The sequence below is a fragment of the Puniceibacterium sp. IMCC21224 genome (assembly GCF_001038505.1).
In the GTDB taxonomy this organism is placed as follows: domain Bacteria; phylum Pseudomonadota; class Alphaproteobacteria; order Rhodobacterales; family Rhodobacteraceae; genus Puniceibacterium.
This window is the reverse complement of sequence record NZ_LDPY01000001.1, coordinates 3,665,616-3,686,770: the sequence shown is the minus strand read 5'-3', so window position 1 is coordinate 3,686,770 and position 21,155 is coordinate 3,665,616. Positions and strand designations below refer to the sequence as shown.

The following is a 21,155-nucleotide window of genomic DNA, read 5'->3' as shown; positions in this document are numbered from 1 at the left end:
CCCGCTGTTCAGCTCTGAGGCCATAGACCGGCAGCGCGCGCACCATCCAGCAAGCTAGGCGCAAGGTGGGTGGCGTAGCGCCCCTCTGATGGCAGCATATCCGGAACCTGCACCACTCGCATGCCTGCGGCCTGACCGGCCTGTGCGCCTGTCTCGCTGTCTTCGAAAACCACGCAGCGACCAGCGGCCAGATCCAACCGTGCCGCCGCAAGCAGATAGGGTTCGGGCGCGGGTTTGGGGTGCTGCACGTCACTGGCGGTAACGACAGTGCTGAAATAGCGGCCAATCCCGCTGCGGGATATCTTGAGGTCGGCGCTGTCCCTGACGGACGACGTGACGATACCCAACGGCAATCCAAGCCTGTGCAGATGGTCGAGCAATTCAAACGCGCCGGGTTTGGCGTCGACACCGGCTTGCAACCTGCGGCGCGAGGCGGCGGCCCAATGACGATCAAGCGTGGTGGTATCCACATCGCCCAGCTCATCGTGGATGATACCGATGCAGGTGGCGTGATCCTTGCCGACAAGTTGCAGCAGAAATCCATCGGGCAGGGGGATGCCCATGGCGGCAAACGCTTCGGCGCCCGAAGCAAGGGCGCTGCGTTCGGTGTCGAGCAGCGTGCCGTCAAGGTCGAACAGGACTGCGGCGGCGTTCATTCCGGGGTCACCCCGCCGGGGCAGGCAAAGGAGTTAAAGGCGCCATAGCAGCGCGCTTTGCGGCCAAATCCCTGAACGCTCAGCACCGAATAAAAGATCCGGTCATCGAACCGGATATCCAGCCCGGCCCGCAGCAATTCGTAACAGGCGTCAGGCCCCAGACGGCACCCCAGCACGATGGCGGCCATGGCCGGATCTTGTGTATTGTTTTCCTGATCATCGAGGGCGCGCAACAGTTCGGTCCGCAACCCGGCCTCGGCAACCGCCTGTGACGGGTTGGTGAGCCAGGCGGCGACAAGGGCGGCAACAATCCCGCCAGCGAGGAACTTCAGCATCTTAAGGGATCCTTTGGCACGCAATGAGCAACATTGCATAGACCACGCGGACCGCCGGGTGTCGAGAGCGAGGCGCGCCTTGGTTCGGGCATCATTTCGGCGCTGGTTCTTTTGCGGCGGATATGCAAGCAATGACCGCGACTTGTGTGATTTCCGGCCCAAGGTATCAGCCACCAGGGTGGCGTGGGTGGAAACGGCTCAACCCGAGGGGGGGCGATGATACTGGTTCTGGCTCTGGCGGCGCTGCTTTGGGGGGGCGGGCATCTTGTTGGGATGCCACGTCGGGCGCGGCTCTGTATGCTTGGGGGGCTGTATGGCGGCGTGTTGGCGCTACATCTGCTGTTGCCCGATGGTCATCCGCTGCGACTGGCAACCGGGGAATCGGCGGCATATTGGCTGCTCTTGGGCGGGTTTGTCGCGCTGGTTATGATCTACCGCGCCGGACTGGCCAGGTTGAAGGCGCGCGCCATGGCGCAGCGCCCGGCTGCGCCAGCGCCTGAACCGGGCCGCTTTGGCGACGTCGAGTTGGAGCGCTATGCCCGCCATATCGTGCTGCGCGAGCTGGGCGGCGCTGGGCAGAAACGGCTCAGGCAGGGGCGGGTTCTGGTGATTGGTGCCGGGGGGCTGGGCGCGCCTGCGCTGCAATACCTTGCCGCCGCCGGGGTCGGTACGATCGGTGTCATTGACGATGATGTGGTCGAGAATGCGAACCTGCAACGTCAGGTCATCCACCGCGATCAGGACATCGGTCTGCCCAAAGTGGTCTCGGCCAAGGCGGCGATGGAGGCGCAGAATCCGTATGTCACGGTACAGTCCTATCACCGGCGGCTGGACGAGGACACGGCGGCGGCATTGTTTGCCGAATACGATCTGATCCTTGACGGGACCGATAATTTCGCGACGCGCTATCTTGTGAACCGGGTAGCGGCGGGGCTGGGCGTCCCGCTGATTTCTGGCGCGCTAAGCCAGTGGGAGGGGCAGTTGTCGGTCTTTGATCCGGTGCGGGGAACCCCTTGCTACCAGTGCATTTTTGCAGAAGCACCCGCCGACGGGCTGGCACCGTCCTGCGCCGAGGCGGGCGTGCTGGGTCCGCTACCCGGGGTGGTGGGCGCAATGATGGCCGTTGAGGCGATCAAGGTGCTGACCGGTGCCGGTGCCGCCCTGCGCAGCGAGATGCTGATTTACGACGCGCTCTGGGGCGAGACGCGGAAGATCGCGCTGAAACCGCGCGCAGGCTGTCCGGTCTGCGGCGGCTGAGGCTTGCCAAGTCGGGCGGGGCGGCGATACTGGCGCGGCAACTTGCGCATGAGCAACGATGGGAGATTGGGATGAAAGTGATCTGGACGGGCATGGCGACGCTGGCGCTGGTCGCGACCCAAGGCATGGCGGCGGGGCATCTGCCGGATCTGGAGGGGCGCGAGGTCGTCGTTGTGACCGAGAACGCCTATCCGCCGTTGCAGTTCATGGACCCCGTGTCGGGTCAGGCGATTGGCTGGGAATATGACGCAATGGCCGAGATCGCCGCGCGGCTCAATATCTCGGTGGTTTATGAGACGACAAGCTGGGATGCGATGATCCCGGCGGTGTCAGAGGGGCAGTATGATCTGGGTATGACCGGCATTACAATCCGCGAAGACCGTGCGGAAAAGGTCGACTTTTCGGACGCTTATATGCGGTCCGAAATGGTGATGCTGGTGCGCGGAGATGAGGATCGGTTTGCCGACGCCGCAAGCTTTGCGGTCGATGCCGACCTGCTGATGGCGGCGCAGCCGGGCACGACGCCGTTCTATGTTGGGGTCTACGAGGTGCTGGACGGCGACGAGGCCAATCCACGCATCAAACTGTTCGAGACATTTGGCGCAGGCGTGCAGGCACTGAAAACCGGCGATGTTGATCTGGTGCTGACCGACGGAACTGCGGGTGCCGGTTATGTCGAGGCGTCGAATGGTGACCTGAAGATCGTTGGTGACAAGATGGGATCAGAGGATTTCGGATTTATCTTTCCCAAAGGGTCGGATCTGGTCGGGCCGATCAACGCAGCCATCGCTGACATGAAGGCAGACGGTATACTCGATGCGCTGAACAAAACCTGGTTTCTGGATTACAAGCTGGGTGGCTGAGGTAACGATGCGGCGGGGCTGTTCCCAGCCATGGCCCCGGAGCAGGCATGGGGCCTGACCGCAGCGGCAAGGACGATTTTCCCTGGTGGCTGGTCGCCGTTGCATCCATCGGCGCGGTGCTGTTCTGGCGAGTGCTGGCAGATGATCTGTCCTCGCAGATCCTGAACACCCTGTTGCGGGGGGTAGAAGTCACGATTTTTGTCACGCTGGTGGGCTTCACCCTTGCGGCGATCACCGGCTTGCTGGTGGCGCTGGCGTCGCTGTCGCGGTCGCTGGTCCTGCGGCAGGCAGCGCGGTTTTATACCGAAGTGGTACGGGGCGTGCCAATCCTGGTACTGCTGCTTTACGTTGCCTTTGTCCTGGCCCCGGCGCTGGTGGAATGTCGCAACTGGCTGTTGGGCTTTCTTGGGGCCGAGCCGATCCGGTCGCGGGAATTCTCGTTGCTGTGGCGGGCGATCATTGCGCTGATGATCGGCTATTCCGCCTTTATCGCCGAGGTCTTCCGCGCCGGTCTGCTGTCGGTCGATCCTGACCAGATCGAGGCGGCAAACGCGCTGGGCCTCAGCCGCGTTCAACGATTCCGGCTGGTGGTGTTTCCACAGGCGATACGCACGATCCTGCCGCCGCTGGGCAACGATTTTATCGCGATGATCAAGGACAGTTCATTGGTGTCGGTGCTGGGGGTGCTGGATGTCACGCAATTGGGCAAGGTCACGGCGGCGGGCAATTTCCGCTATTTCGAAACGTACAACGTGGTTGCACTGATCTATTTGTGCATGACCATCGGTCTGTCCATGCTGTTGCGGCGGCTTGAGGTTCGATTGCGGCGACGGCGCTGACCGAGTTTTGGCCCGATTGGCACTGCGGTTGGCCGGTGTGCGCCATTGCAAGGTTCCGGGCGGGGGCTTAGGTCTGAGGACAAAGGAGATCCCCGATGACCAACCCGCTGATTGCCGACTGGACCACGCCGTTTGGTCTCGCCCCGTTTGATGCCGTGACGGATGCTGATTTTGCCCCTGCGCTGGATGCGGCGCTGGCGGCGCATCTGGCGGAAATTGCCGCGATTGCCGACAATCCGGCACCCGCAGATTTCGTCAACACGATCGAGGCGCTAGAGGGGGCCGGCGCGGCGCTGGACAAGGTGCTGTCGGTATTCTTCACGGTCTCCGGTGCGGACAGCAACCCGGAACGGCAGGCGTTGCAACGTGATTTTTCACCCAAGCTTTCGGCGCACTCCTCGGCGATTTACGGCAATGCTGCGCTGTTCGCGCGGATCAAAGCGTTGTGGGAACAGCATGACAACCTGAACCTGTCGGACGAAGAGGCGCGCGTGCTGATGCTGACGTATCGCGGGTTTGTGCGGGCGGGCGCGGCACTGACCGGTGCCGAGGCGGCGCGGATGACAGAGGTCAAGGCGCGGTTGGCGGTGCTGGGCACGCAGTTCACGCAGAACCTGCTGGCGGACGAATCCGGTTGGCACATGGCGCTGACCGAGGCTGATCTGGAGGGACTGCCCGAGTTTGTCCGCGCTTCGGCCCGCGCCGCGGGCGAAGATCTGGGCCTGGACGGGCCAGTGCTTACGCTGAGCCGGTCGCTGATCGTGCCATTTCTGCAATTCTCGACCCGACGCGATCTGCGCGAACGGGCATGGCGGGCTTGGGTGGCGCGCGGTGAAAACGGTGGTGAAACCGACAATCGCGGCATCGCAGCCGAGGTACTGGCACTACGCGACGAACGCGCGCGGCTGCTGGGCTACGACAGCTTTGCCGCCTATAAGCTAGAGCCCGAGATGGCCGGCAACCCAGAACGTGTGCGTGATCTGCTGATGCAGGTCTGGGAACCGGCACGGGGGCAGGCGCTGGCGGATGCCGGGGTGATGGAGCAGATGATGCAGGGTGACGGCATCAATGGCCCGTTGCAGCCATGGGACTGGCGGTTCTATGCGGAAAAGCGGCGCAAGGCCGAGCATGATCTCGATGAATCGGTGCTCAAGCCCTATTTGCAACTCGACCGGATGATCGAGGCCGCATTTTCATGCGCCACGCGGTTGTTCGGCCTGGAATTCCGGGCGGTGGATGTCCCGCTCTATCACCCCGACGCCCGCGCGTGGGAGGTGCTGCGCAGCGGCGAGCATAAGGCGCTGTTCATTGGTGACTACTTTGCCCGCGCGTCCAAACGCTCGGGTGCGTGGTGTTCGGCGATGCGGATGCAGGCCAAGCGGCCCGAGGCCAAGACGCCCATCGTGATCAACGTCTGCAACTTCGCCAAACCGTCCACGGGACAGCCCGCGTTGCTGTCATATGACGATGCGCGGACGCTGTTCCACGAATTTGGCCATGCGTTGCATCAGATCCTGTCTGATGTCGAGTTTGGTTCGGTTGCAGGTACGTCCGTGGCGCGGGACTTTGTCGAGTTGCCGTCGCAATTGTACGAACACTGGCTTGAAGTGCCCGAGGTGTTGCAGGAATTCGCCACGCATGCCGAAACGGGTGAGGCGATGCCGCAGGCGCTGCTCGACAAGGTGCTGAAGGCCGCAAATTTTGACATGGGATTCTCAACCGTGGAATATGTCGCCTCGGCGCTGGTGGATCTGGCGTTTCACGAGGGCGCCGTGCCACAGGATGTGATGGCGCGACAGGCCGAGGTGCTGGCAGAAATCGGCATGCCCACCGCGATCACCATGCGCCACGCGACGCCGCATTTTGCCCATGTCTTTTCCGGGGACGGCTATTCGTCGGGCTACTACAGCTACATGTGGTCCGAGGTGATGGATGCTGACGCTTTTGCCGCGTTCGAAGAAGCTGGCAGCGCATTCGATCCCGCCACGGCGGCGCGGCTCGAAGAATTTATCCTGTCGGCGGGCGGCTCGGTCGAGGCTGAGGACCTTTATACTGCGTTCCGGGGCCGGATGCCGGGTGTCGAGGCCCTGTTGCGCGGGCGCGGATTGGCGGCCTGACGCGATCAGAACGGTTGGCGGGAGAGGGCAAAACCCTCTTCCTCCAGCAGTTCCAGAATGCCGTCGCGCCCGGACAAATGGCCCGCGCCAAAGGCGGCGACCACTGGCCCCTCTTCGGCGGCGGCCAAGATCACTGGCATCCAGGCGCGGTTGCGGTCGATCAGCAAAACCTGTTCCAGCGCCGCAAAGGCGGCGTCCGATTGGGCTGCATCAAGCGAAGACAGTCTGCGCGAGAGCACTTTGGACACCTGCCAGCTTTCGGCATGGGCCTGATCGAAATAGCTGCCCAGAAGGGTGGCGATCATGTCCTCGCTGGTCTTGTCGTCGACAATGGAGGACGTCATCATCTCGACCTGCATATCCAGCGGGGAATTGCGGAATTGCTCAAAGATCGTGTCAAAGGATTCCAACGCGGCCGTGGGCACGTCTTCGGCCCGCGCAATGGTTTCGAGCCGGTGGTCCAAGCCGTTTCGATTCGCCAGATCCCCTGTCAGGCAGGGGGGCACGGCCAGCAGCATCGTCAGATACCAGGGCTGAAATTTCGCCGCCATAACAGCGGGCACACCGCGGGCCTGCGCTGCCTTGGCCAGCGCCTGCCAGTCGGCTTCGTCCATCAGCTCGGGCAGGGTGGTGTCGGTCAGTAACAACATGCCGGGATCGCTGGCCAACGCGGTCTTGAGCGCGGCCTCTTGCGGCTTGTCCATTTCCAGCAGCAGTTTGTTCGCGCCTGCGATGACCGGATGGAGTTGTTCGGCGATGGCACCAAGGCGGGGGTCGTCGAGGTGAATGGTGCCGATCAGGTGAATGCGTTCATCGCCGCGCGTGGCCAGCCAGTGGTTGCCAGCGGGGTAGGGCGTGTTGGCCAGCACCCGCGCCACGGTGGCGGCATCGTCGTCTGGTAACGTGGCGCGCAGGTCGGTGCCCGCGCATTGCGCCAGTGCGGCGCTGGTGGCAAAGCTCAGGCAGATGGTCAGGACAGGCAGGAGGCGCATGGCAAACTCCGGTTCCGGGTGGGTTGCCCGCAGGGGCAGGGCCGGGCAAAGATAGCGGTCATGAAGAGGGAAAGCGAACTTTATGGCCCGGTCAAGGCGTTGTTGCAGCGTCAGGGCTATGAGGTCAAGGGCGAGGTCGGAGCGGCTGATCTTGTGGCAATTCGTGGCGGCGAAGATCCGGTGATTGTCGAGCTAAAGTTGCGAATCACGCTGACGCTGTTTCATCAGGCCGTCGCGCGGCAATCGATCAGCGATCTGGTCTATATCGCAGTGCCGCGTCCCACGGGCGCGCAGGCGCGTCGCGGACTCAAGGATAATCTGGCACTGTGCCGACGTTTGGGGCTGGGGTTCATCACCGTGCGCGAGGATCGTCAGGTTGAAGTGCTGTGTGATCCCGGCCCGTATGCCCCGCGCAAAAACAAGGCGGCCAAGGCGCGGCTGCTGCGGGCATATGACCGCTTGCGCGGCGATCCCAACGAGGGCGGGGCGACGCGCTATGGCATTGTGACCGGCTACCGGCAGGATTCGCTGCGCTGTGCCGCCCATCTGGCGCAGCACGGCCCCTGCAAAGGCGCGGTTGTCGCCAAAGCAGTGGGGGTCAAAACCGCCACGCGGATCATGGCTGACAATCATTACGGCTGGTTCGAGAGGGCGTCCAAGGGCATCTACGACCTGACCGCTGATGGGCGGCGCGGCCTGGTGCATTGGGCTGAAAGCTGGGAGGACTGAGGCACCAACAGACTGACGGATCCCGGTTGGCGCGTCACGTTGATTGGGCTAAATACACGGCCTGCGACTGCAATTGGGAGACAACTATTGACGGATGTGATCATACGCCCAGTCCTACCCGAAGATCGTGCGCAGTGGGACGCGCTCTATCGTGGCTATGCCGGGTTTTACCGGGTCGAGCAGACAGAGGGGATGCGCGATACCGTTTGGTCCTGGCTGCATGATGACAGCAAAGAAACCTGCGGCCTGGTCGCCCAAGGTGCAGGCGGTCGGCTGGTCGGATTGACCCAATACCGGCCGTTCGCAAGGCCGCTTGCCGCAACCACGGGCTGTTTCCTCGACGATCTGTTTGTCGCACCCGAGGCGCGGGGGCAGGGCGTGGCAGAGGCGCTGATCGATGGTGTCCGTGCGGTGGCTGCCGACAACGGCTGGTCGGTTGTCCGGTGGATCACCGCCGAGAATAACTATCGTGGCCGCGCGGTCTATGACCGGGTTGCGACCCGCACACCATGGGTGACATACGACATCAAACCCTAAAGCCCCATTGTCAGGCGTTGCGGATTCGGCAGTAGCCGGGAAACGAAACCCTGCGATGTCATACGAATCCGTGCAACCGCATCATGTGTTCGGCAAATCGGAAAATATTTCCCGATTCTCGTGTTGACAGAAATGGGTCGCCTCCATACCTATGCGCCGTTAGCACTCGACATAGATGAGTGCTAACGGCCCTCCCGAGGACGGGGGGCCCGGAGGAAAACTTTGAGCGAAGGAGCCTCGAAGATGGCATTTAAACCGCTTCATGACCGCGTGCTGGTCCGCCGTGTGGAAGGCGAAGAAAAGACCAAGGGCGGTCTTATCATCCCCGATAGCGCGAAAGAAAAGCCCGCCGAGGGTATCGTTGTTTCCTGTGGCGATGGCGCCCGCAAGGACAGCGGCGAGCTGATCGAGATGGGTGTTTCGGCTGGCGACAAAATTCTGTTCGGCAAATGGTCGGGCACCGAAGTCACGGTCAACGGCGAAGAGCTGCTGATCATGAAAGAATCCGACATTCTGGGAATCATCACGGACGACGCCGCTGCCAAGGCAGCCTGAGCGTCACATCCGCTGACCCCATTCACTGATTAACAGGAGAAATCCACATGTCTGCTAAAGACGTAAAGTTTTCGACCGACGCCCGCTCGCGTATGCTTAAGGGTGTGAACATCCTGGCCGACGCGGTCAAGGTGACGCTGGGCCCCAAAGGCCGCAACGTGGTTCTGGACAAGTCGTTCGGCTCGCCCCGCATCACCAAAGACGGTGTATCTGTCGCCAAAGAGATCGAACTGGAGGACAAGTTCGAGAACATGGGCGCACAGATGGTCAAGGAAGTTGCTTCCCGCACCAATGACGAAGCTGGCGACGGCACCACCACTGCGACCGTTCTCGCTCAGGCCATCGTCAAAGAAGGCATGAAATCGGTTGCGGCCGGCATGAACCCGATGGACCTCAAGCGCGGTATCGACCTCGCGACGTCTAAAGTGGTTGCTGCGATCAAGGCTGCTGCCCGTCCCGTGAACGACTCTGCTGAAGTTGCTCAGGTCGGTACGATCTCTGCAAACGGCGAAGCAGACATCGGCCAGCAGATTGCTGACGCGATGCAGAAAGTCGGCAACGAGGGTGTTATCACCGTCGAAGAAAACAAAGGCCTCGAGACCGAGACCGATGTTGTCGAAGGTATGCAGTTCGACCGTGGCTACCTGTCGCCCTATTTTGTCACCAACGCTGACAAGATGATCGCAGACCTCGAAGACTGCATGATCCTGCTGCACGAGAAGAAACTCTCCTCGCTCCAGCCGATGGTTCCGCTGCTCGAGTCGGTGATCCAGTCGCAAAAGCCGCTGCTGATCATTGCCGAAGACGTCGAAGGCGAAGCACTGGCAACCCTCGTGGTCAACAAGCTGCGCGGCGGCCTGAAGATCGCTGCCGTCAAGGCACCGGGCTTTGGTGATCGTCGCAAGGCCATGCTGCAGGACATCGCGATCCTGACAGGCGGCCAGGTGATTTCCGAAGATCTGGGCATGAAGCTCGAGAATGTCACCATGGACATGCTCGGTTCGGCCAAAAAGGTCACGATCACCAAGGACGAGACCACCGTCATTGACGGCGCGGGCGAGAAGGCCGAGATTGAGGCACGCGTTGCCCAGATCCGTAACCAGATCGAAGAGACCACGTCCGACTACGACCGTGAGAAGCTGCAAGAGCGTGTTGCGAAACTCGCAGGCGGCGTTGCAGTCATCCGCGTTGGCGGCATGACCGAAACCGAAGTGAAAGAGCGTAAGGACCGCGTCGACGACGCCCTGAACGCGACTCGCGCAGCGGTTCAGGAAGGTATCGTCGTTGGCGGCGGTGTTGCTCTGATCCAGGCGGCCAAGGTTCTTGCCGGTCTCGAAGGCGCGAACAGCGACCAGAACGCAGGTATCACCATCGTGCGCAAGGCGCTCGAAGCGCCGCTGCGTCAGATCGCAGAGAACGCTGGTGTCGACGGTTCCGTCGTCGCAGGCAAGATCCGCGAATCTTCGGACCTGAAGTTCGGCTACAACGCACAGACCGACGAATATGGCGACATGTTCAAGTTTGGCGTCATCGATCCGGCCAAAGTCGTGCGCACCGCGCTCGAGGATGCTGCTTCGATCGCTGGCCTGCTGATCACCACCGAAGCGATGGTTGCTGAAAAGCCTTCCAAAGAAGGCGCTGGCGGCGGCGGCGGCATGCCCGACATGGGCGGCATGGGCGGCATGATGTAATACCGTCGCTGTCCGAACGGACGCGACGGGTGGCGGCAGACGCATTTGCCCTGCAAACGGGATGTCAGCCACACCGCAGCAAGTTTGGGGGTCGCCTTTGGGCGGCCCCTTTTGCGTTCCAAGCACAAGGATCGCACGACTGGGCCGCAGTGCCGTTGATGTGACATGCCGTGCGCCATCGGCTCTTTCGCGGCGCTTCAAAGCGGCGTACAGACCGGGCATGCGACTGTTTCTGTTGACCTCTCTGACCATGCTGGCATTTGCAGCCAATTCGATCCTGACCCGGCTAGCGCTGGTGGGGGGCGGCATTGACGCGATGAGCTTTGGCACCGTGCGGCTGGTGGCCGGGGCGGCGATGCTTGCCGTCTTGATGTTGGTTTTGCGCCAAAGCCTGACCTTGGGTGGGCGGGGCCGTTTGATCGGTGTGGCGTCATTGCTGTTGTATATGTACGGCTTTTCAACCGCATACGTCGTCCTTGATGCCGGCCTGGGGGCGCTGATCCTGTTTGGCGTTGTGCAGATTACCATGTTTCTTGGCGCGCTACTTGGCGGTGAACACCCGCCGATACATCGCTCGGTTGGGGCTGCGCTGGCATTCTTGGGGCTGGCCTGGCTGCTCTGGCCCGGCGAGGGCGCGGTGCTTAGTCCTGTTCACGGCGCGTTGATGGCGGCGGCCGGTGTCGGCTGGGGGATCTATTCGCTCAGCGGGCGCAATGCGTCAGATCCGCTTCAGGCGACTGCCGCGAATTTCATTCTGGCCGTGCCGCTCTGCGTGATGTTGGTTTTTCTAACGACCGTCGATTCCGGTGGCCTGGTGGCCGACGCGCACGGAATCCTGCTGGCGGTGGTGGCGGGGGCTGTGACGTCGGGATTGGGGTACGCCTTGTGGTATAGCGTCCTGCCGAAACTGGAACGCAGCGTCGCCGCCGTGGCACAATTGACGGTGCCGGTGATTGCCCTGGTCGGCGGGCTGGTGTTTCTGGGTGAGGTTCCAAGCATCGAGTTTGCTTTGGCGGCGGCGCTGGTTCTGGGCGGCGTGTTTGTGTCGGTCATGCCGACGGGTAGCACTGCGCGACGCAATTAGCGGACGATCGTCTCCAGCGGATCGTAGTCCAGCCCATGCCCCCAAGCGATCTGCGGCAGGCTGTCCGGTTTATGGCGCAGCTTCGCCATTTCATCGCGAGTGGCCCAACGGCGGCGGGTCACCACATTCTCGGGGTCGCGCCACGCCGCGGTCAGATTGCCGCCCAGCAGGGTGCAGCGGAAAAAGATTTCGACCTGGTGAAAGCCGCTGGTTGGATCGTGGAATTCGTTGATCAGGCAGGGCGCGCCGACCGCAATTGTCAGGCCGCATTCTTCGTGGATTTCGCGGGCTAGGTTGTCGGGCAGCGGGGCACCGCTTTCGACGCCGCCCCCCGGTGCGCACCACAGATCTGATTGATCGCCGGGCCAGGCGTTGACCAGCAACAGCCGGTTTTCGTGCAGTAGTACGGCGCGAACGGCAAGACGTGGGGGCATGGTGACTCCGGTTTGCGGGACTGGCTCTTTCTTACGGGCGCGGGGCGGGGTATCTCAACCCATATGCGTCTGATGCTTGCCCTCTTGCTGGTGATGATCACCCCCCCGGCCCGCGCGGCTGAGGGGGATTGCGTCGTGCTGTTGCACGGATTGGCGCGGACGGAATATTCGTTCGCGCTGCTGGCGCGCGTGTTGGAGGTCGAGGGCTATCATACCGTGGTGCCGGGGTATGCTTCGACCTCGGACCGGATTCAGACGCTGGTTCAGACGACGCTGCCGCATGCGGTGGCAGAGTGCGGCGATCGACAGGTGCATTTTGTGACCCACTCTATGGGGGGAATCCTGTTGCGGGTCTGGCTGGCGCAGACCCGACCCGCGCAACTGGGTCGGGTGGTGATGCTGGCCCCGCCCAACCACGGCAGCGAGCTGGTGGATGATTTGGGCGGGCTGGATCTGTTCCAATGGCTCAACGGTCCGGCCGGGTTGCAATTGGGCACCGGGGCGGATGATCTGCCCGCGCGTTTGCCGCCGGTTAATTTCGAGCTGGGGGTGATCGCCGGTTTGCGGTCGCTGAACCCGGTGTTTTCGTCGCTGATTCCGGGCGTGGATGACGGCAAGGTGTCGGTTGCCTCGACCGGCGTTGACGGCATGGCAGCGCGGATCGTTATGCCGGTCACGCACACGTTTATCATGCAGGCGCCGTCGGTGATGGCGCAGGTGTTGCTGTTTCTGGACGAAGGGCGGTTCGATCCCGATCTGGACTGGACCACACGTTTTGGCGCGCCCGAGTTTGCCTGCCTGCTGGGGATGTGTGCCGATGGCAATTGAACTGACACTGACCGGCGCGCAGGTATTGCGGCCCGATGGCTGGGATGACGGCCCGCTGGCGCTGTCCGATGGCGTGCTGAGCGACTTGCCTGTGGGGCGGCAGGTTGATCTGCGCGGCTATCAGGTGCTGCCGGGCATTGTAGACGCGCATGGAGACGGGTTCGAACGTCACATGGCGCCACGGCGGGGCGCGCTGCGCGAGGCCAGTCATGGGGTGGCGGCCTGTGCTGCCGAACTGGCAGCCAATGGCATTACCACCGCTGTTCTGGCGCAATTCTTCAGTTGGGAAGGGGGGATGCGCGGACCAGATTTTGCCGAGCATGTCTTTGCTTCCGTGGCCAAAGTTGCGCCGGGTGTGCCCACCGATCTGCGGCTGCAGCTGCGGTTAGAGACGCATTTGCTGGATGATTACGCCCGCGCCGAAGCGGCAGTGGCGCGGTTCGGCATTGATTATGTGGTGTTCAACGATCATCTGCCGCATGCGCGTCTGGCCGAGGGGCGGCATCCACCGCGGTTGACCGGTCAGGCGCTCAAGAGCGGGCGCAACCCAGAGGCGCATTTTCGCATGATGCTGGACCTGCATGCCCGAAGTGGCGAGGTGCGGGGGGCAGTGACGGCGCTGGCCGCGCGGTTGCGTGACCGCGGTGTGGTGCTGGGAAGCCATGACGACCACGATTCAACCGCGCGCGAGGTCTGGCGCAGGCGCGGTGTGTCTGTGTCTGAATTCCCCGAGACCGCCAGTGCCGCACAATCCGCGCGGGACGCGGGCGAATCTGTCGTGCTTGGTTCGCCCAATGTCGTGCGCGGGGCCAGCCATGCCGGCAATGCGTCGGCGTTGGATCTGGTGGCGGCGGGATGGTGCGATGCTTTGGCGTCGGACTATCACTATCCGTCGCCATTGCGCGCGGCGTGGCGGCTGGCCGATCTTGGGGTCTGCGATATGGTCCGGGCGTGGGGAATGGTGTCGCAAGGTCCGGCGCGATTGCTGGGTCTAGACGATCGTGGGCGGATCGAGGCAGGCCTGCGGGCCGATCTGGTCGTACTGGACCCCAAAACCCATCGCGTCGCGGCGTGCTTCGCCGCTGGCGCGGTGTCGTTTATGACCGGTGCAGTGGCCGAACGGTTTCTGAGGTGACCCAGCATCTGAAAGTCTACCGTCAGCTGCGGTTTAGCAGGCAATACGCTGCCGGTTGCGTGCGTGACGCCGTTCGCATGAAGTGGCTGTAGATCTCGCTGAAGAGGGAGGAACCCCGGCAGTGCCGGTCAACCGCCAAGCCGCAAACGCTCGTCATCAAGGGTTCGCGGGGGGTGTCGTGCTGAGCGCAACGTGTCTTTCGCAGCTTTACCGGCGATGGCCGCGGCCGCGACCCGGGCCATGGAATAGGTTGGAACCTGAGTGACCCCGTCAAGCGCGGCGCGAGCCAGTGCTTGCACCGCCAGCATCAAACCCTGCGCACCGAGCACACCGGCGCCGGTTGCTGGGGTGCCTTTTGCGATCTCTGCGCAGGCAGTGGCATCAGACGACACGTAGGTGCGGCAAATCAGCGGTCGCGTTGCGTAGACCCGGCAATTGCGTGTCGCAGGATCCAGCGCGGGACAGGCGCGCGGGTGCCAGTCCCGCCCGTCGGGCTGACCTGCCAGCGGTTGCAGCGCGTCATGCAACGCGCGGGCTTCGGCTTCGAGGATCGTGCCGCCATCCGTCCCCGACAAGATGCAGCAAAAGGCACAGCCACTGGCACACGCAGCTTGTGTCAGTGGGCCGGAGGGGTCGGTTGCCTGCTGCTCAAGTTGCGCGCCGGCAATGCGCAGCGCTGGCAAACCCGAGCGAAGATCGCGGGCCATGTCGGCGAATGGCACGGCATGGGCCGCGGCTGTATCGAGATAGAGTAGCAGTAATTTGCGCGCCTGCTCAACCTGCGGCGACGACGGTCCCTTGAGCCGCAGCGCAGCGACGCGCGCCCGCAGGGCGGGCAGATCATTGGGGCGGGGCGCGGGGCGGCGGAGTTGCATGCCCCGACTATGGCGCTGTTGAGGTGAATGACAAGCACTGGCAGCCAGGATTTGCGGCTCACTGCGCAGCAGGGCAATCCCGATGCCTAGGAGCTAAGCAGCGTGACGCCCGGAATGCGCCCGATCTCGTCAACGTCATCTTCATAGAGTTCGGTCAGCATATCGACATAGGCAGAGTCCCAGCCGGGCAAATCCAGCTCTTCCTCGATTGCGTCGCTGATGGCGTATTTGTCTAGAAAGGCGATCATCACCCGACGTTTCTGGCGCTCGTTGATCTGCGGGTGATCGCGCAGATAGGCGCGGAACCGTTGCATGCCTTCGGGGTTCATGATGTCCTGCAACAGATCAAAGGCGCCGGTAATCTTGCGACCCGGTTCGACCCCCGCCATGTCACGCAGGATTTGGCCCCAGATCAGCGGCGTGTCCTCATTGCACCACAGCGTGATCGGCATGTCGGGCAGGGCGTCGCGGATGCGCCGGATCAGGTCCGACCAGCGCAGATGCATCGGGTCGTGGCCTTGCAGGAAATCGTCCAGGTTGGCGTGCGGGGTCGCCGCATACATCGCCGGCAGCCAGGTCGCCGGGTTGCGCAGACCCATGAAAAGCTGAATTTCGTCGCCGCGAAACATCTGGGCAACCCCGGCAAGTCGCGCCTCGGCGTTGCGGTAGAGGCGACCACCGGTCAATGCCAGCTTGGGTACGGCAAAAAAGTTTTCGTGGCTCAGCAGCATACGCCCGACCTGATCGGGGTCTTGGCTGAGGATGGCATCCAGCAGCACCTCGCGCGCCTCTGGGAACGGACTGCTCTGCCCGAGCGAGGCCGCAGCTTCGGTCAGCAGGGCGCGATAGCGACCCGGACCGGGAACCGCGACGCCTTTTGTGCGGAGCGCATCGGCATTGCGCAAAAGGCCCTTGAGCAGCCTGTCGTCATCCGTGCAATGCACGCCAGTGTGAAGAATTACCTGCATCGGAGGGTCTTTTTGTTGCTTTGTCTCTGCACTATAAGGGCTTTTCCTGCCTATGAAACCGCTTTTCCCAAGGGCTCTGGCCATCGTGACACTGAATCGCCGCCCAAAACTGCCTTGCGTGGTCCCGTCGTGGCGGTGACTGAAACGCGCGCTCCCCCGCGACGATTGTCCTGGCCCAGCCTGTGGTCGTTCGGGGCGGTGCTGATCGCGGCGGTGGTGTTGGCACCAATCCTGTCGGTGGTCTGGATTGCGGCCTTTCCCAGTGACAATATCTGGCCGCATCTCGTGTCGACGACGCTCCCGCGGTATCTGGCCAACACCGGCATTCTGATGGGCTGTGTGGGTCTGCTGGCCGCCGTGGTCGGGACCGGCTGCGCCTGGATGGTGTCGCGCTACGATTTTCCGGGACGGCGTTGGCTGGAATGGCTGTTGCTGCTGCCGCTGGCGATTCCGGCCTATCTGGGCGCCTACGCGCTGGTGGATTTCCTGGAATACGCGGGTCCGGTGCAAACCGGGTTGCGCGCGACCTTTGGCTGGACCTCGGCCCGCGATTACTGGTTTCCCGAAATCCGGTCGATGGGTGCCGCCGTGCTGGTGTTGGGTGCCGCGCTCTATCCGTATGTTTATCTGCTGACGCGTGCCGCCTTTCGCGAACAATCCGGTAGCGCCGAAGAGGTAGCGCGATCGCTGGGCGCCGGTGCCCTTGGCCGGTTCTGGCGTGTAGGTTTGCCACTGGCGCGGCCCGCCATCGCCGCGGGCGTCGCCATCGTGATGATGGAAAGCGTCAATGATTTCGGGACGGTGGATTATTTTGCGGTGCAGACGCTGACCACCGGCATTTTTAGCGTCTGGTTGCAGGCGGGCAATGCCGGGGGTGCTGCGCAACTTGCCTGTGTGGTTCTGGTGCTGGTTATCCTGCTGGTGACCCTGGAAAAGGGCAGTCGGCGGCGGATGCGGTTTTTCAACCTGTCCGCGCGGCATCGGCCGGTGATACGCCAACCGCTGCCCGGAATCGCTGGTTGGGCCACACTGGCGATCTGCGGTTTGCCGTTCCTTGCCGGGTTTGTCCTACCGGTCGGCGTTATTCTGAGCCACGCGCTGGACAACGCGGTGCTCTGGCGCGACCCGGCTCTGTTGCGTGCGACACTGAATACGCTCAGGGTGGCGGGGATTGCGGCCCTGGTCACAGTCGCGGCAGGTGTTTTCCTGGTGTACGGTGTGCGTCTGTCGGGGCGCGCACTGCCCCGGCTGCTGCTGCCAGTGACCACGATCGGCTATGCGGCGCCCGGGGCGGTGCTGGGCATCGGGATTCTGTTGCCGCTTGCGGGGCTTGATCATGGGCTGGCCGACCTTGTCGAGAATGTCACGGGATATGACATCGGTTTGGTGCTGACTGGGTCCGCCTTTGCGTTGGTACTGGCCTATTGCGTGCGGTTCTTTGCCATCGCTCAGGGGGCTGCAGATGCGGCCATGGGGCGGGTTTCCCCCAATCTGGCACTGGCGGCGCGGTCGCTGGGTCGCAATCAGGGGCAGACACTGGTGGCGGTCTACTATCCTATGATCCGCGCCTCGATCGCGTCGGCGCTGCTGCTGGTCTTTGTCGATTGTGTCAAGGAACTGCCCGCGACGCTGCTCCTGCGTCCGTTTAATTTCGAAACGCTGGCGACGCGGGTCCACGGTCAGGCCAGCCTCGAGAATATCGGCGCAGCCTCCCCCCCGGCGCTACTGGTGATTCTGGTCGGGCTTTGCGCCGTCGGACTTTTGGCGCGGGCGAACCGCTGACCCGTCGCCCCGGTAATGGCAAGCATCCCACCGACCGCTCGGTATCACGGTGACATCGACCACAGCTTGCCCTTCTTCTCTTTCTAAATACGCACAATCCGGCGCTGCGACAGACGCTGACTCCTGCCAGTCAGCCCGGATGGTTCAGCGCGTCAGAGATCCGCTGCGCCAGCCGCTCGGCCACTTGGGCTTTGCTCATTCGCTGCCAGACTTCGGAACCTCGCTCGGTGATGAGCGTGACTGCATTCTCCGTCCCCCCCATGATCCCGGTCGCCGGGCTCACATCATTGGCGAGGATCCAGTCGCAGCCCTTGCGCGTTCGCTTGGCCGTGGCATGTGCGACCACATCGTCAGTCTCGGCGGCGAAACCCACCACGAGCTGTGGCCGACCCTTGGGCATCTGCGCCACACCAGCGAGGATGTCGGGGTTCTCGGCAAACTGAAGCGACGGAATGGCCCCGGCCACCTTTTTGATTTTCGACGCCGTTGGCCCGACCACATGCCAGTCCGCCACAGCTGCGGCAAATACGGCGACGTCAACCGGCAGCGTGGCCTGCACCGCATCCGACATCTGTCGCGCCGTCTCAACCTGGATCAGGGTCACCCCTTCGGGCGGCGCGACATCGGCTGGGCCAGAGACAAAGACCACGTCTGCGCCCATCGCGACCAATGCCTGCGCAATCGCCGTTCCCTGTGCGCCGGATGATCGGTTGGCGATATAGCGCACCGGATCAATCGGCTCGTGCGTTGGGCCAGATGTCACCAACACACGCCGCCCGTGCAACGGCCCTTTGAGCGCTCTGACCAGCACCGCCTCGACCGCCGCGACAATTTCGAGCGGTTCAGCCATACGGCCCGGCCCAAATTCGCCGCAGGCCATGTCGCCATCGTTCGGCCCGGCAAACAGCACGCCATCACTGCGCAGAGTCGCAAGGTTTCGCTGTGTCGCTGAATGCTGCCACATCCGCACGTTCATCGCCGGGGCGACCAATACCCGGGTATCCGTTGCCAGCAACAGCGTACTGGGCAGATCGTCCGCCCTGCCTTGCGCCATTTTCGCCAATAGATCCGCCGTCGCGGGTGCCACCACAATCAGATCGGCAACCCGGCTTAGCTGGATATGGCCCATCTCTGCCTCGTTCGTCAGATCGAAGAGGTCGGTATGCACCTTTTCCCCAGCCAATGCCGACACCGACAGCGGTGTAACAAATTCTGTCGCTGCCCGGGACATCACCGGAGTAACCGACGCGCCACGTTCCCTAAGCCGCCGTATCAGATCCAGCGACTTGTAGGCCGCGATACCGCCCCCGACGATCAGTAAAATGCGTTTGCCGTCCAGCATGTTGCGCCCCGCCCGCAATTCCGTGTGGCATCACTGTTACGCAGCCCGCGTGGAAAACTCAATCGTCGGAGCCGGTGTCACTGGCGCCACCTTGGTTTGACCCCAGCTGAGGGGATCAGGGGATCGGTGCATGTCATGTGCTAGGCCAGAAAGGCGTGAACTTCGCCAGACTGCGCCTCAAGCGTCTTGCGCATCTTGACAAAGGCCGCAGCCTCAAGTTGGCGCACACGTTCTTTGGACAGCCCCAGTTCAGTCCCGAGGCTTTCAAGTGTGCGCGAATCGTCGCGCAGCTTGCGCTCGCGAACGATGAATCGTTCGCGGTCATTCAGGGCTTGCATCGCAAACAGCAGCCATTCCCGCATTTGCGCCCTGTCGTGGCTGTCCTCAACGATCTCGGCAGCCTGTTTTCCGTCATCTTCCAGGGCTTCGATCCATTCCCGCCCCTCGTCCTCAGACGATTGTGTGGCGTTGAGGGAGTAATCCGACCCTGACAGCCGCCCTTCCATCATCTCGACATCATGCAGGGGCACCCCGATCTCGGTCGAGATCAACTGACGCAACTGGTGCCGGTCCATCGTCTGGCCATCCGCCTCGGCTTCGCGCTCCAGCCGCGCCTGCACCCGCCGCAAGTTGAAAAACAGCGATTTCTGCGACGAGGTCGAGCCGGTGCGCACCATCGACCAGTTGCGCATCACGTAATCCTGAATCGACGCTTTGATCCACCAGACCGCATAGGTCGAAAATCGCACGCCACGATCTGGATCGAACTTGTCGGCGGCCTTCATCAGACCCAGTCCGGCCTCTTGGATCAGGTCGTTCATCGGGGCACCGTAGCGTTTGAATTTAGAGGCCATCGAAATGGCCAGCCGCATATAGGCGGTGATCAGCCGGTGCAGAGCAACTTCGTCCCTTTGGTCGCGCCACGCATAAGCCAGGCGCAATTCGGTTTCGGCGTCCAGCATTTCGGCCTTCATGGCCCGGCGGGACATCGTCTGGTCGTTGAAATTATCACGTGCCATATCGTCTCCCCAATTCGTTTGCCATTTGGCAGAAATCTGTGCCTGCCCGACTACACAAATTATAAACGCGCCCAGATCGCACAAGGTTTCGAAAAAATTTTGAATCCGGTCACTTTGTCGCGACCCATCGATCATCAACTGTGATCACCATGTCCACAAATCGCGACTTTCCGGATGCCGTTCCGGTGGCTAAACCTTGACCCATCTGGTGCAAAAGCGAGCATGGCATGACCTATCACTTGTATCTTGGCGACTATTCGTATTCGAGCTGGTCTCTGCGTGGCTGGCTGTCGTTCCGGCGTTTTGGCATTCCCGTCGACATTCATCTGGTGGACTTCAACGCCGGATCGGTTGCCGAACAGATGGCAGCGATCCGGCCCGCGCGCACTGTGCCGACACTGATCACCCCCGAAGGGTCGGTGATCTGGGACAGCCTCGCCATGGCCGAGGAGCTGGCGACACGCCACCCCGAGGCGGGCCTTTGGCCGACGGACCCGGCGGCACGCGCCTGTGCCCGCAGTCTCGCTGCCGAGATGCATTCAGGCTTTGGCGCTTTGCGCAGCGCGTGTCCGATGAACCTGCGCCTGGCGTATACCGGGGTGGATGTTGCGGACGCGGTTCTGGCGGATATCCAGCGGATCGAAGAGCTCTGGACCTATGCGCGTGAGGGGTTTGGTACCGCCGGTCCATGGCTTTGCGGTGCATATTCGGTGGCTGATGTGGCTTTTGCCCCGATGGCGATGCGTCTTGCTGGCTATGATCTGCCCATGTCCGATACGGCGCGCGATTATGTCCAGGCGCACCTGACTGATCCGGCGCTGCGGCGCTGGCGTGCTATGGGGCTGGTGCGGGGGGATGACCTCGCCCGCTATGCGCAGCCTTATGCGCGGGTGCCCTGGCCGGGACCGACACCGCTGCCTGCCAGCGCAACGGAACACGGAACGCCTGAAAATGACACCTGCCCGTATTCGGGCGATCCAGTGACCCATTTTCTGGCCATCCAGGGCCGCATCTTTGGCTTTTGCAATGCGTTTTGCCGCGACAAGACCATTGCCGATCCCGAAGCTTGGCCTGCCTTTATGGCGCTGCTGGCAAAATAATTAATGCGTACCGGGTC

21 protein-coding genes are annotated in these 21,155 nt (G+C 62.5%); 13 read left to right on the top strand and 8 right to left on the bottom strand.

Features of this window, described 5'->3' with window-relative positions; translation table 11 throughout:
• Window positions 1-8 precede the first annotated feature (8 nt).
• Window positions 9-656 carry an HAD family phosphatase gene (locus tag IMCC21224_RS17150; RefSeq protein WP_047996374.1) on the bottom strand — a complete coding sequence of 216 codons (648 nt, stop codon included), beginning with the start codon at window positions 654-656 and terminating at the stop codon, window positions 9-11.
• Window positions 653-991, bottom strand: coding sequence for a hypothetical protein (locus IMCC21224_RS17145; RefSeq protein WP_047996373.1), 339 nt, complete (start codon window positions 989-991; stop codon window positions 653-655). The genes IMCC21224_RS17150 and IMCC21224_RS17145 overlap by 4 nt, the downstream gene beginning before the upstream one ends.
• A gap of 216 nt (window positions 992-1,207) precedes the next feature.
• Between IMCC21224_RS17145 and IMCC21224_RS17140 the strand changes: the two genes are divergently transcribed.
• The 4 genes from IMCC21224_RS17140 (at window position 1,208) to IMCC21224_RS17125 (ending at window position 6,067) form a co-directional block, all read left to right on the top strand.
• On the top strand, window positions 1,208-2,248 hold the full coding sequence (locus IMCC21224_RS17140) for a molybdopterin-synthase adenylyltransferase MoeB (protein ID WP_047996372.1): 1,041 nt from the start codon (window positions 1,208-1,210) through the stop codon (window positions 2,246-2,248).
• A 71-nt stretch (window positions 2,249-2,319) separates the two neighbouring features.
• On the top strand, window positions 2,320-3,111 hold the full coding sequence (locus IMCC21224_RS17135; RefSeq protein WP_047996371.1) for a transporter substrate-binding domain-containing protein: 792 nt from the start codon (window positions 2,320-2,322) through the stop codon (window positions 3,109-3,111).
• Between the two features lie 47 nt (window positions 3,112-3,158).
• Entirely contained in the window at window positions 3,159-3,950 is a 792-nt protein-coding gene (locus IMCC21224_RS17130) for an amino acid ABC transporter permease (RefSeq protein WP_047996370.1), read from the top strand.
• A 95-nt stretch (window positions 3,951-4,045) separates the two neighbouring features.
• A complete protein-coding gene (locus tag IMCC21224_RS17125) occupies window positions 4,046-6,067 on the top strand; it encodes a M3 family metallopeptidase (RefSeq protein WP_047996369.1) in 2,022 nt (673 codons plus the stop codon).
• A gap of 5 nt (window positions 6,068-6,072) precedes the next feature.
• On the opposite strand, the gene IMCC21224_RS17120 is transcribed toward IMCC21224_RS17125, so the two are convergent.
• Window positions 6,073-7,059 (bottom strand): TraB/GumN family protein, encoded by a 987-nt coding sequence (locus tag IMCC21224_RS17120; RefSeq protein WP_047996368.1) that lies wholly within the window; start codon window positions 7,057-7,059, stop codon window positions 6,073-6,075.
• Between the two features lie 60 nt (window positions 7,060-7,119).
• Between IMCC21224_RS17120 and IMCC21224_RS17115 the strand changes: the two genes are divergently transcribed.
• From IMCC21224_RS17115 to IMCC21224_RS17095, 5 genes are all read left to right on the top strand, one after another.
• Window positions 7,120-7,788, top strand: a complete 669-nt coding sequence (locus IMCC21224_RS17115; RefSeq protein ID WP_047996367.1) for a DUF2161 domain-containing phosphodiesterase — start codon at window positions 7,120-7,122, stop codon at window positions 7,786-7,788.
• A 96-nt stretch (window positions 7,789-7,884) separates the two neighbouring features.
• Window positions 7,885-8,325, top strand: coding sequence for an N-acetyltransferase family protein (locus IMCC21224_RS17110; protein WP_369796048.1), 441 nt, complete (start codon window positions 7,885-7,887; stop codon window positions 8,323-8,325).
• A gap of 243 nt (window positions 8,326-8,568) precedes the next feature.
• Window positions 8,569-8,880, top strand: a complete 312-nt coding sequence (locus IMCC21224_RS17105; protein ID WP_047996365.1) for a co-chaperone GroES — start codon at window positions 8,569-8,571, stop codon at window positions 8,878-8,880.
• 47 nt (window positions 8,881-8,927) lie between these two features.
• On the top strand, window positions 8,928-10,571 hold the full coding sequence (groL, locus tag IMCC21224_RS17100) for a chaperonin GroEL (RefSeq protein WP_047996364.1): 1,644 nt from the start codon (window positions 8,928-8,930) through the stop codon (window positions 10,569-10,571).
• A 220-nt stretch (window positions 10,572-10,791) separates the two neighbouring features.
• Window positions 10,792-11,655 carry a DMT family transporter gene (locus tag IMCC21224_RS17095; RefSeq protein WP_047996363.1) on the top strand — a complete coding sequence of 288 codons (864 nt, stop codon included), beginning with the start codon at window positions 10,792-10,794 and terminating at the stop codon, window positions 11,653-11,655.
• On the opposite strand, the gene IMCC21224_RS17090 is transcribed toward IMCC21224_RS17095, so the two are convergent.
• Window positions 11,652-12,089 carry an NUDIX domain-containing protein gene (locus tag IMCC21224_RS17090; protein WP_047996362.1) on the bottom strand — a complete coding sequence of 146 codons (438 nt, stop codon included), beginning with the start codon at window positions 12,087-12,089 and terminating at the stop codon, window positions 11,652-11,654. The genes IMCC21224_RS17095 and IMCC21224_RS17090 overlap by 4 nt on opposite strands.
• A 63-nt stretch (window positions 12,090-12,152) precedes the next feature.
• On the opposite strand from IMCC21224_RS17090, the gene IMCC21224_RS17085 reads away from it, so the two are divergent.
• Together IMCC21224_RS17085 and IMCC21224_RS17080 are read left to right on the top strand one after the other, a co-directional pair.
• Window positions 12,153-12,917 (top strand): triacylglycerol lipase, encoded by a 765-nt coding sequence (locus tag IMCC21224_RS17085; protein ID WP_197089218.1) that lies wholly within the window; start codon window positions 12,153-12,155, stop codon window positions 12,915-12,917.
• Window positions 12,907-14,052 carry an alpha-D-ribose 1-methylphosphonate 5-triphosphate diphosphatase gene (locus IMCC21224_RS17080; protein WP_047996361.1) on the top strand — a complete coding sequence of 382 codons (1,146 nt, stop codon included), beginning with the start codon at window positions 12,907-12,909 and terminating at the stop codon, window positions 14,050-14,052. The genes IMCC21224_RS17085 and IMCC21224_RS17080 overlap by 11 nt, the downstream gene beginning before the upstream one ends.
• A 128-nt stretch (window positions 14,053-14,180) precedes the next feature.
• On the opposite strand, the gene IMCC21224_RS17075 is transcribed toward IMCC21224_RS17080, so the two are convergent.
• The gene (locus tag IMCC21224_RS17075; protein WP_047996360.1) at window positions 14,181-14,927 is read right to left on the bottom strand and encodes a YkgJ family cysteine cluster protein; all 747 of its coding nucleotides are present in this window, start codon (window positions 14,925-14,927) and stop codon (window positions 14,181-14,183) included.
• 86 nt (window positions 14,928-15,013) lie between these two features.
• Window positions 15,014-15,895 carry a hypothetical protein gene (locus IMCC21224_RS17070; RefSeq protein WP_047996359.1) on the bottom strand — a complete coding sequence of 294 codons (882 nt, stop codon included), beginning with the start codon at window positions 15,893-15,895 and terminating at the stop codon, window positions 15,014-15,016.
• 129 nt (window positions 15,896-16,024) lie between these two features.
• Between IMCC21224_RS17070 and IMCC21224_RS17065 the strand changes: the two genes are divergently transcribed.
• Window positions 16,025-17,677, top strand: coding sequence for an iron ABC transporter permease (locus IMCC21224_RS17065; protein ID WP_047996358.1), 1,653 nt, complete (start codon window positions 16,025-16,027; stop codon window positions 17,675-17,677).
• A 130-nt stretch (window positions 17,678-17,807) separates the two neighbouring features.
• On the opposite strand, the gene coaBC is transcribed toward IMCC21224_RS17065, so the two are convergent.
• Together coaBC and IMCC21224_RS17055 are read right to left on the bottom strand one after the other, a co-directional pair.
• Window positions 17,808-19,019 (bottom strand): bifunctional phosphopantothenoylcysteine decarboxylase/phosphopantothenate--cysteine ligase CoaBC, encoded by a 1,212-nt coding sequence (gene coaBC, locus IMCC21224_RS17060; protein WP_047996357.1) that lies wholly within the window; start codon window positions 19,017-19,019, stop codon window positions 17,808-17,810.
• 140 nt (window positions 19,020-19,159) lie between these two features.
• Complete coding sequence (locus IMCC21224_RS17055) at window positions 19,160-20,038, bottom strand: RNA polymerase factor sigma-32 (RefSeq protein ID WP_047997235.1); 879 nt, start codon at window positions 20,036-20,038, stop codon at window positions 19,160-19,162.
• 227 nt (window positions 20,039-20,265) lie between these two features.
• On the opposite strand from IMCC21224_RS17055, the gene IMCC21224_RS17050 reads away from it, so the two are divergent.
• Window positions 20,266-21,138 (top strand): glutathione S-transferase, encoded by an 873-nt coding sequence (locus tag IMCC21224_RS17050; protein WP_047996356.1) that lies wholly within the window; start codon window positions 20,266-20,268, stop codon window positions 21,136-21,138.
• Window positions 21,139-21,155 lie beyond the last annotated feature (17 nt).

What these genes read in the sequence shown, in the direction of transcription:
- IMCC21224_RS17150 (WP_047996374.1), bottom strand. Translation starts at nt 656, where the DNA reads ATGAACGCCGCCGCAGTCCTGTTCGACCTTGACGGCACGCTGCTCGAC.
- IMCC21224_RS17145 (WP_047996373.1), bottom strand. Translation starts at nt 991, where the DNA reads ATGCTGAAGTTCCTCGCTGGCGGGATTGTTGCCGCCCTTGTCGCCGCC.
- IMCC21224_RS17140 (WP_047996372.1), top strand. Translation starts at nt 1,208, where the DNA reads ATGATACTGGTTCTGGCTCTGGCGGCGCTGCTTTGGGGGGGCGGGCAT.
- IMCC21224_RS17135 (WP_047996371.1), top strand. Translation starts at nt 2,320, where the DNA reads ATGAAAGTGATCTGGACGGGCATGGCGACGCTGGCGCTGGTCGCGACC.
- IMCC21224_RS17130 (WP_047996370.1), top strand. Translation starts at nt 3,159, where the DNA reads ATGGGGCCTGACCGCAGCGGCAAGGACGATTTTCCCTGGTGGCTGGTC.
- IMCC21224_RS17125 (WP_047996369.1), top strand. Translation starts at nt 4,046, where the DNA reads ATGACCAACCCGCTGATTGCCGACTGGACCACGCCGTTTGGTCTCGCC.
- IMCC21224_RS17120 (WP_047996368.1), bottom strand. Translation starts at nt 7,059, where the DNA reads ATGCGCCTCCTGCCTGTCCTGACCATCTGCCTGAGCTTTGCCACCAGC.
- IMCC21224_RS17115 (WP_047996367.1), top strand. Translation starts at nt 7,120, where the DNA reads ATGAAGAGGGAAAGCGAACTTTATGGCCCGGTCAAGGCGTTGTTGCAG.
- IMCC21224_RS17105 (WP_047996365.1), top strand. Translation starts at nt 8,569, where the DNA reads ATGGCATTTAAACCGCTTCATGACCGCGTGCTGGTCCGCCGTGTGGAA.
- groL (WP_047996364.1), top strand. Translation starts at nt 8,928, where the DNA reads ATGTCTGCTAAAGACGTAAAGTTTTCGACCGACGCCCGCTCGCGTATG.
- IMCC21224_RS17095 (WP_047996363.1), top strand. Translation starts at nt 10,792, where the DNA reads ATGCGACTGTTTCTGTTGACCTCTCTGACCATGCTGGCATTTGCAGCC.
- IMCC21224_RS17090 (WP_047996362.1), bottom strand. Translation starts at nt 12,089, where the DNA reads ATGCCCCCACGTCTTGCCGTTCGCGCCGTACTACTGCACGAAAACCGG.
- IMCC21224_RS17085 (WP_197089218.1), top strand. Translation starts at nt 12,153, where the DNA reads ATGCGTCTGATGCTTGCCCTCTTGCTGGTGATGATCACCCCCCCGGCC.
- IMCC21224_RS17080 (WP_047996361.1), top strand. Translation starts at nt 12,907, where the DNA reads ATGGCAATTGAACTGACACTGACCGGCGCGCAGGTATTGCGGCCCGAT.
- IMCC21224_RS17075 (WP_047996360.1), bottom strand. Translation starts at nt 14,927, where the DNA reads ATGCAACTCCGCCGCCCCGCGCCCCGCCCCAATGATCTGCCCGCCCTG.
- IMCC21224_RS17070 (WP_047996359.1), bottom strand. Translation starts at nt 15,895, where the DNA reads ATGCAGGTAATTCTTCACACTGGCGTGCATTGCACGGATGACGACAGG.
- coaBC (WP_047996357.1), bottom strand. Translation starts at nt 19,019, where the DNA reads ATGCTGGACGGCAAACGCATTTTACTGATCGTCGGGGGCGGTATCGCG.
- IMCC21224_RS17055 (WP_047997235.1), bottom strand. Translation starts at nt 20,038, where the DNA reads ATGGCACGTGATAATTTCAACGACCAGACGATGTCCCGCCGGGCCATG.
- IMCC21224_RS17050 (WP_047996356.1), top strand. Translation starts at nt 20,266, where the DNA reads ATGACCTATCACTTGTATCTTGGCGACTATTCGTATTCGAGCTGGTCT.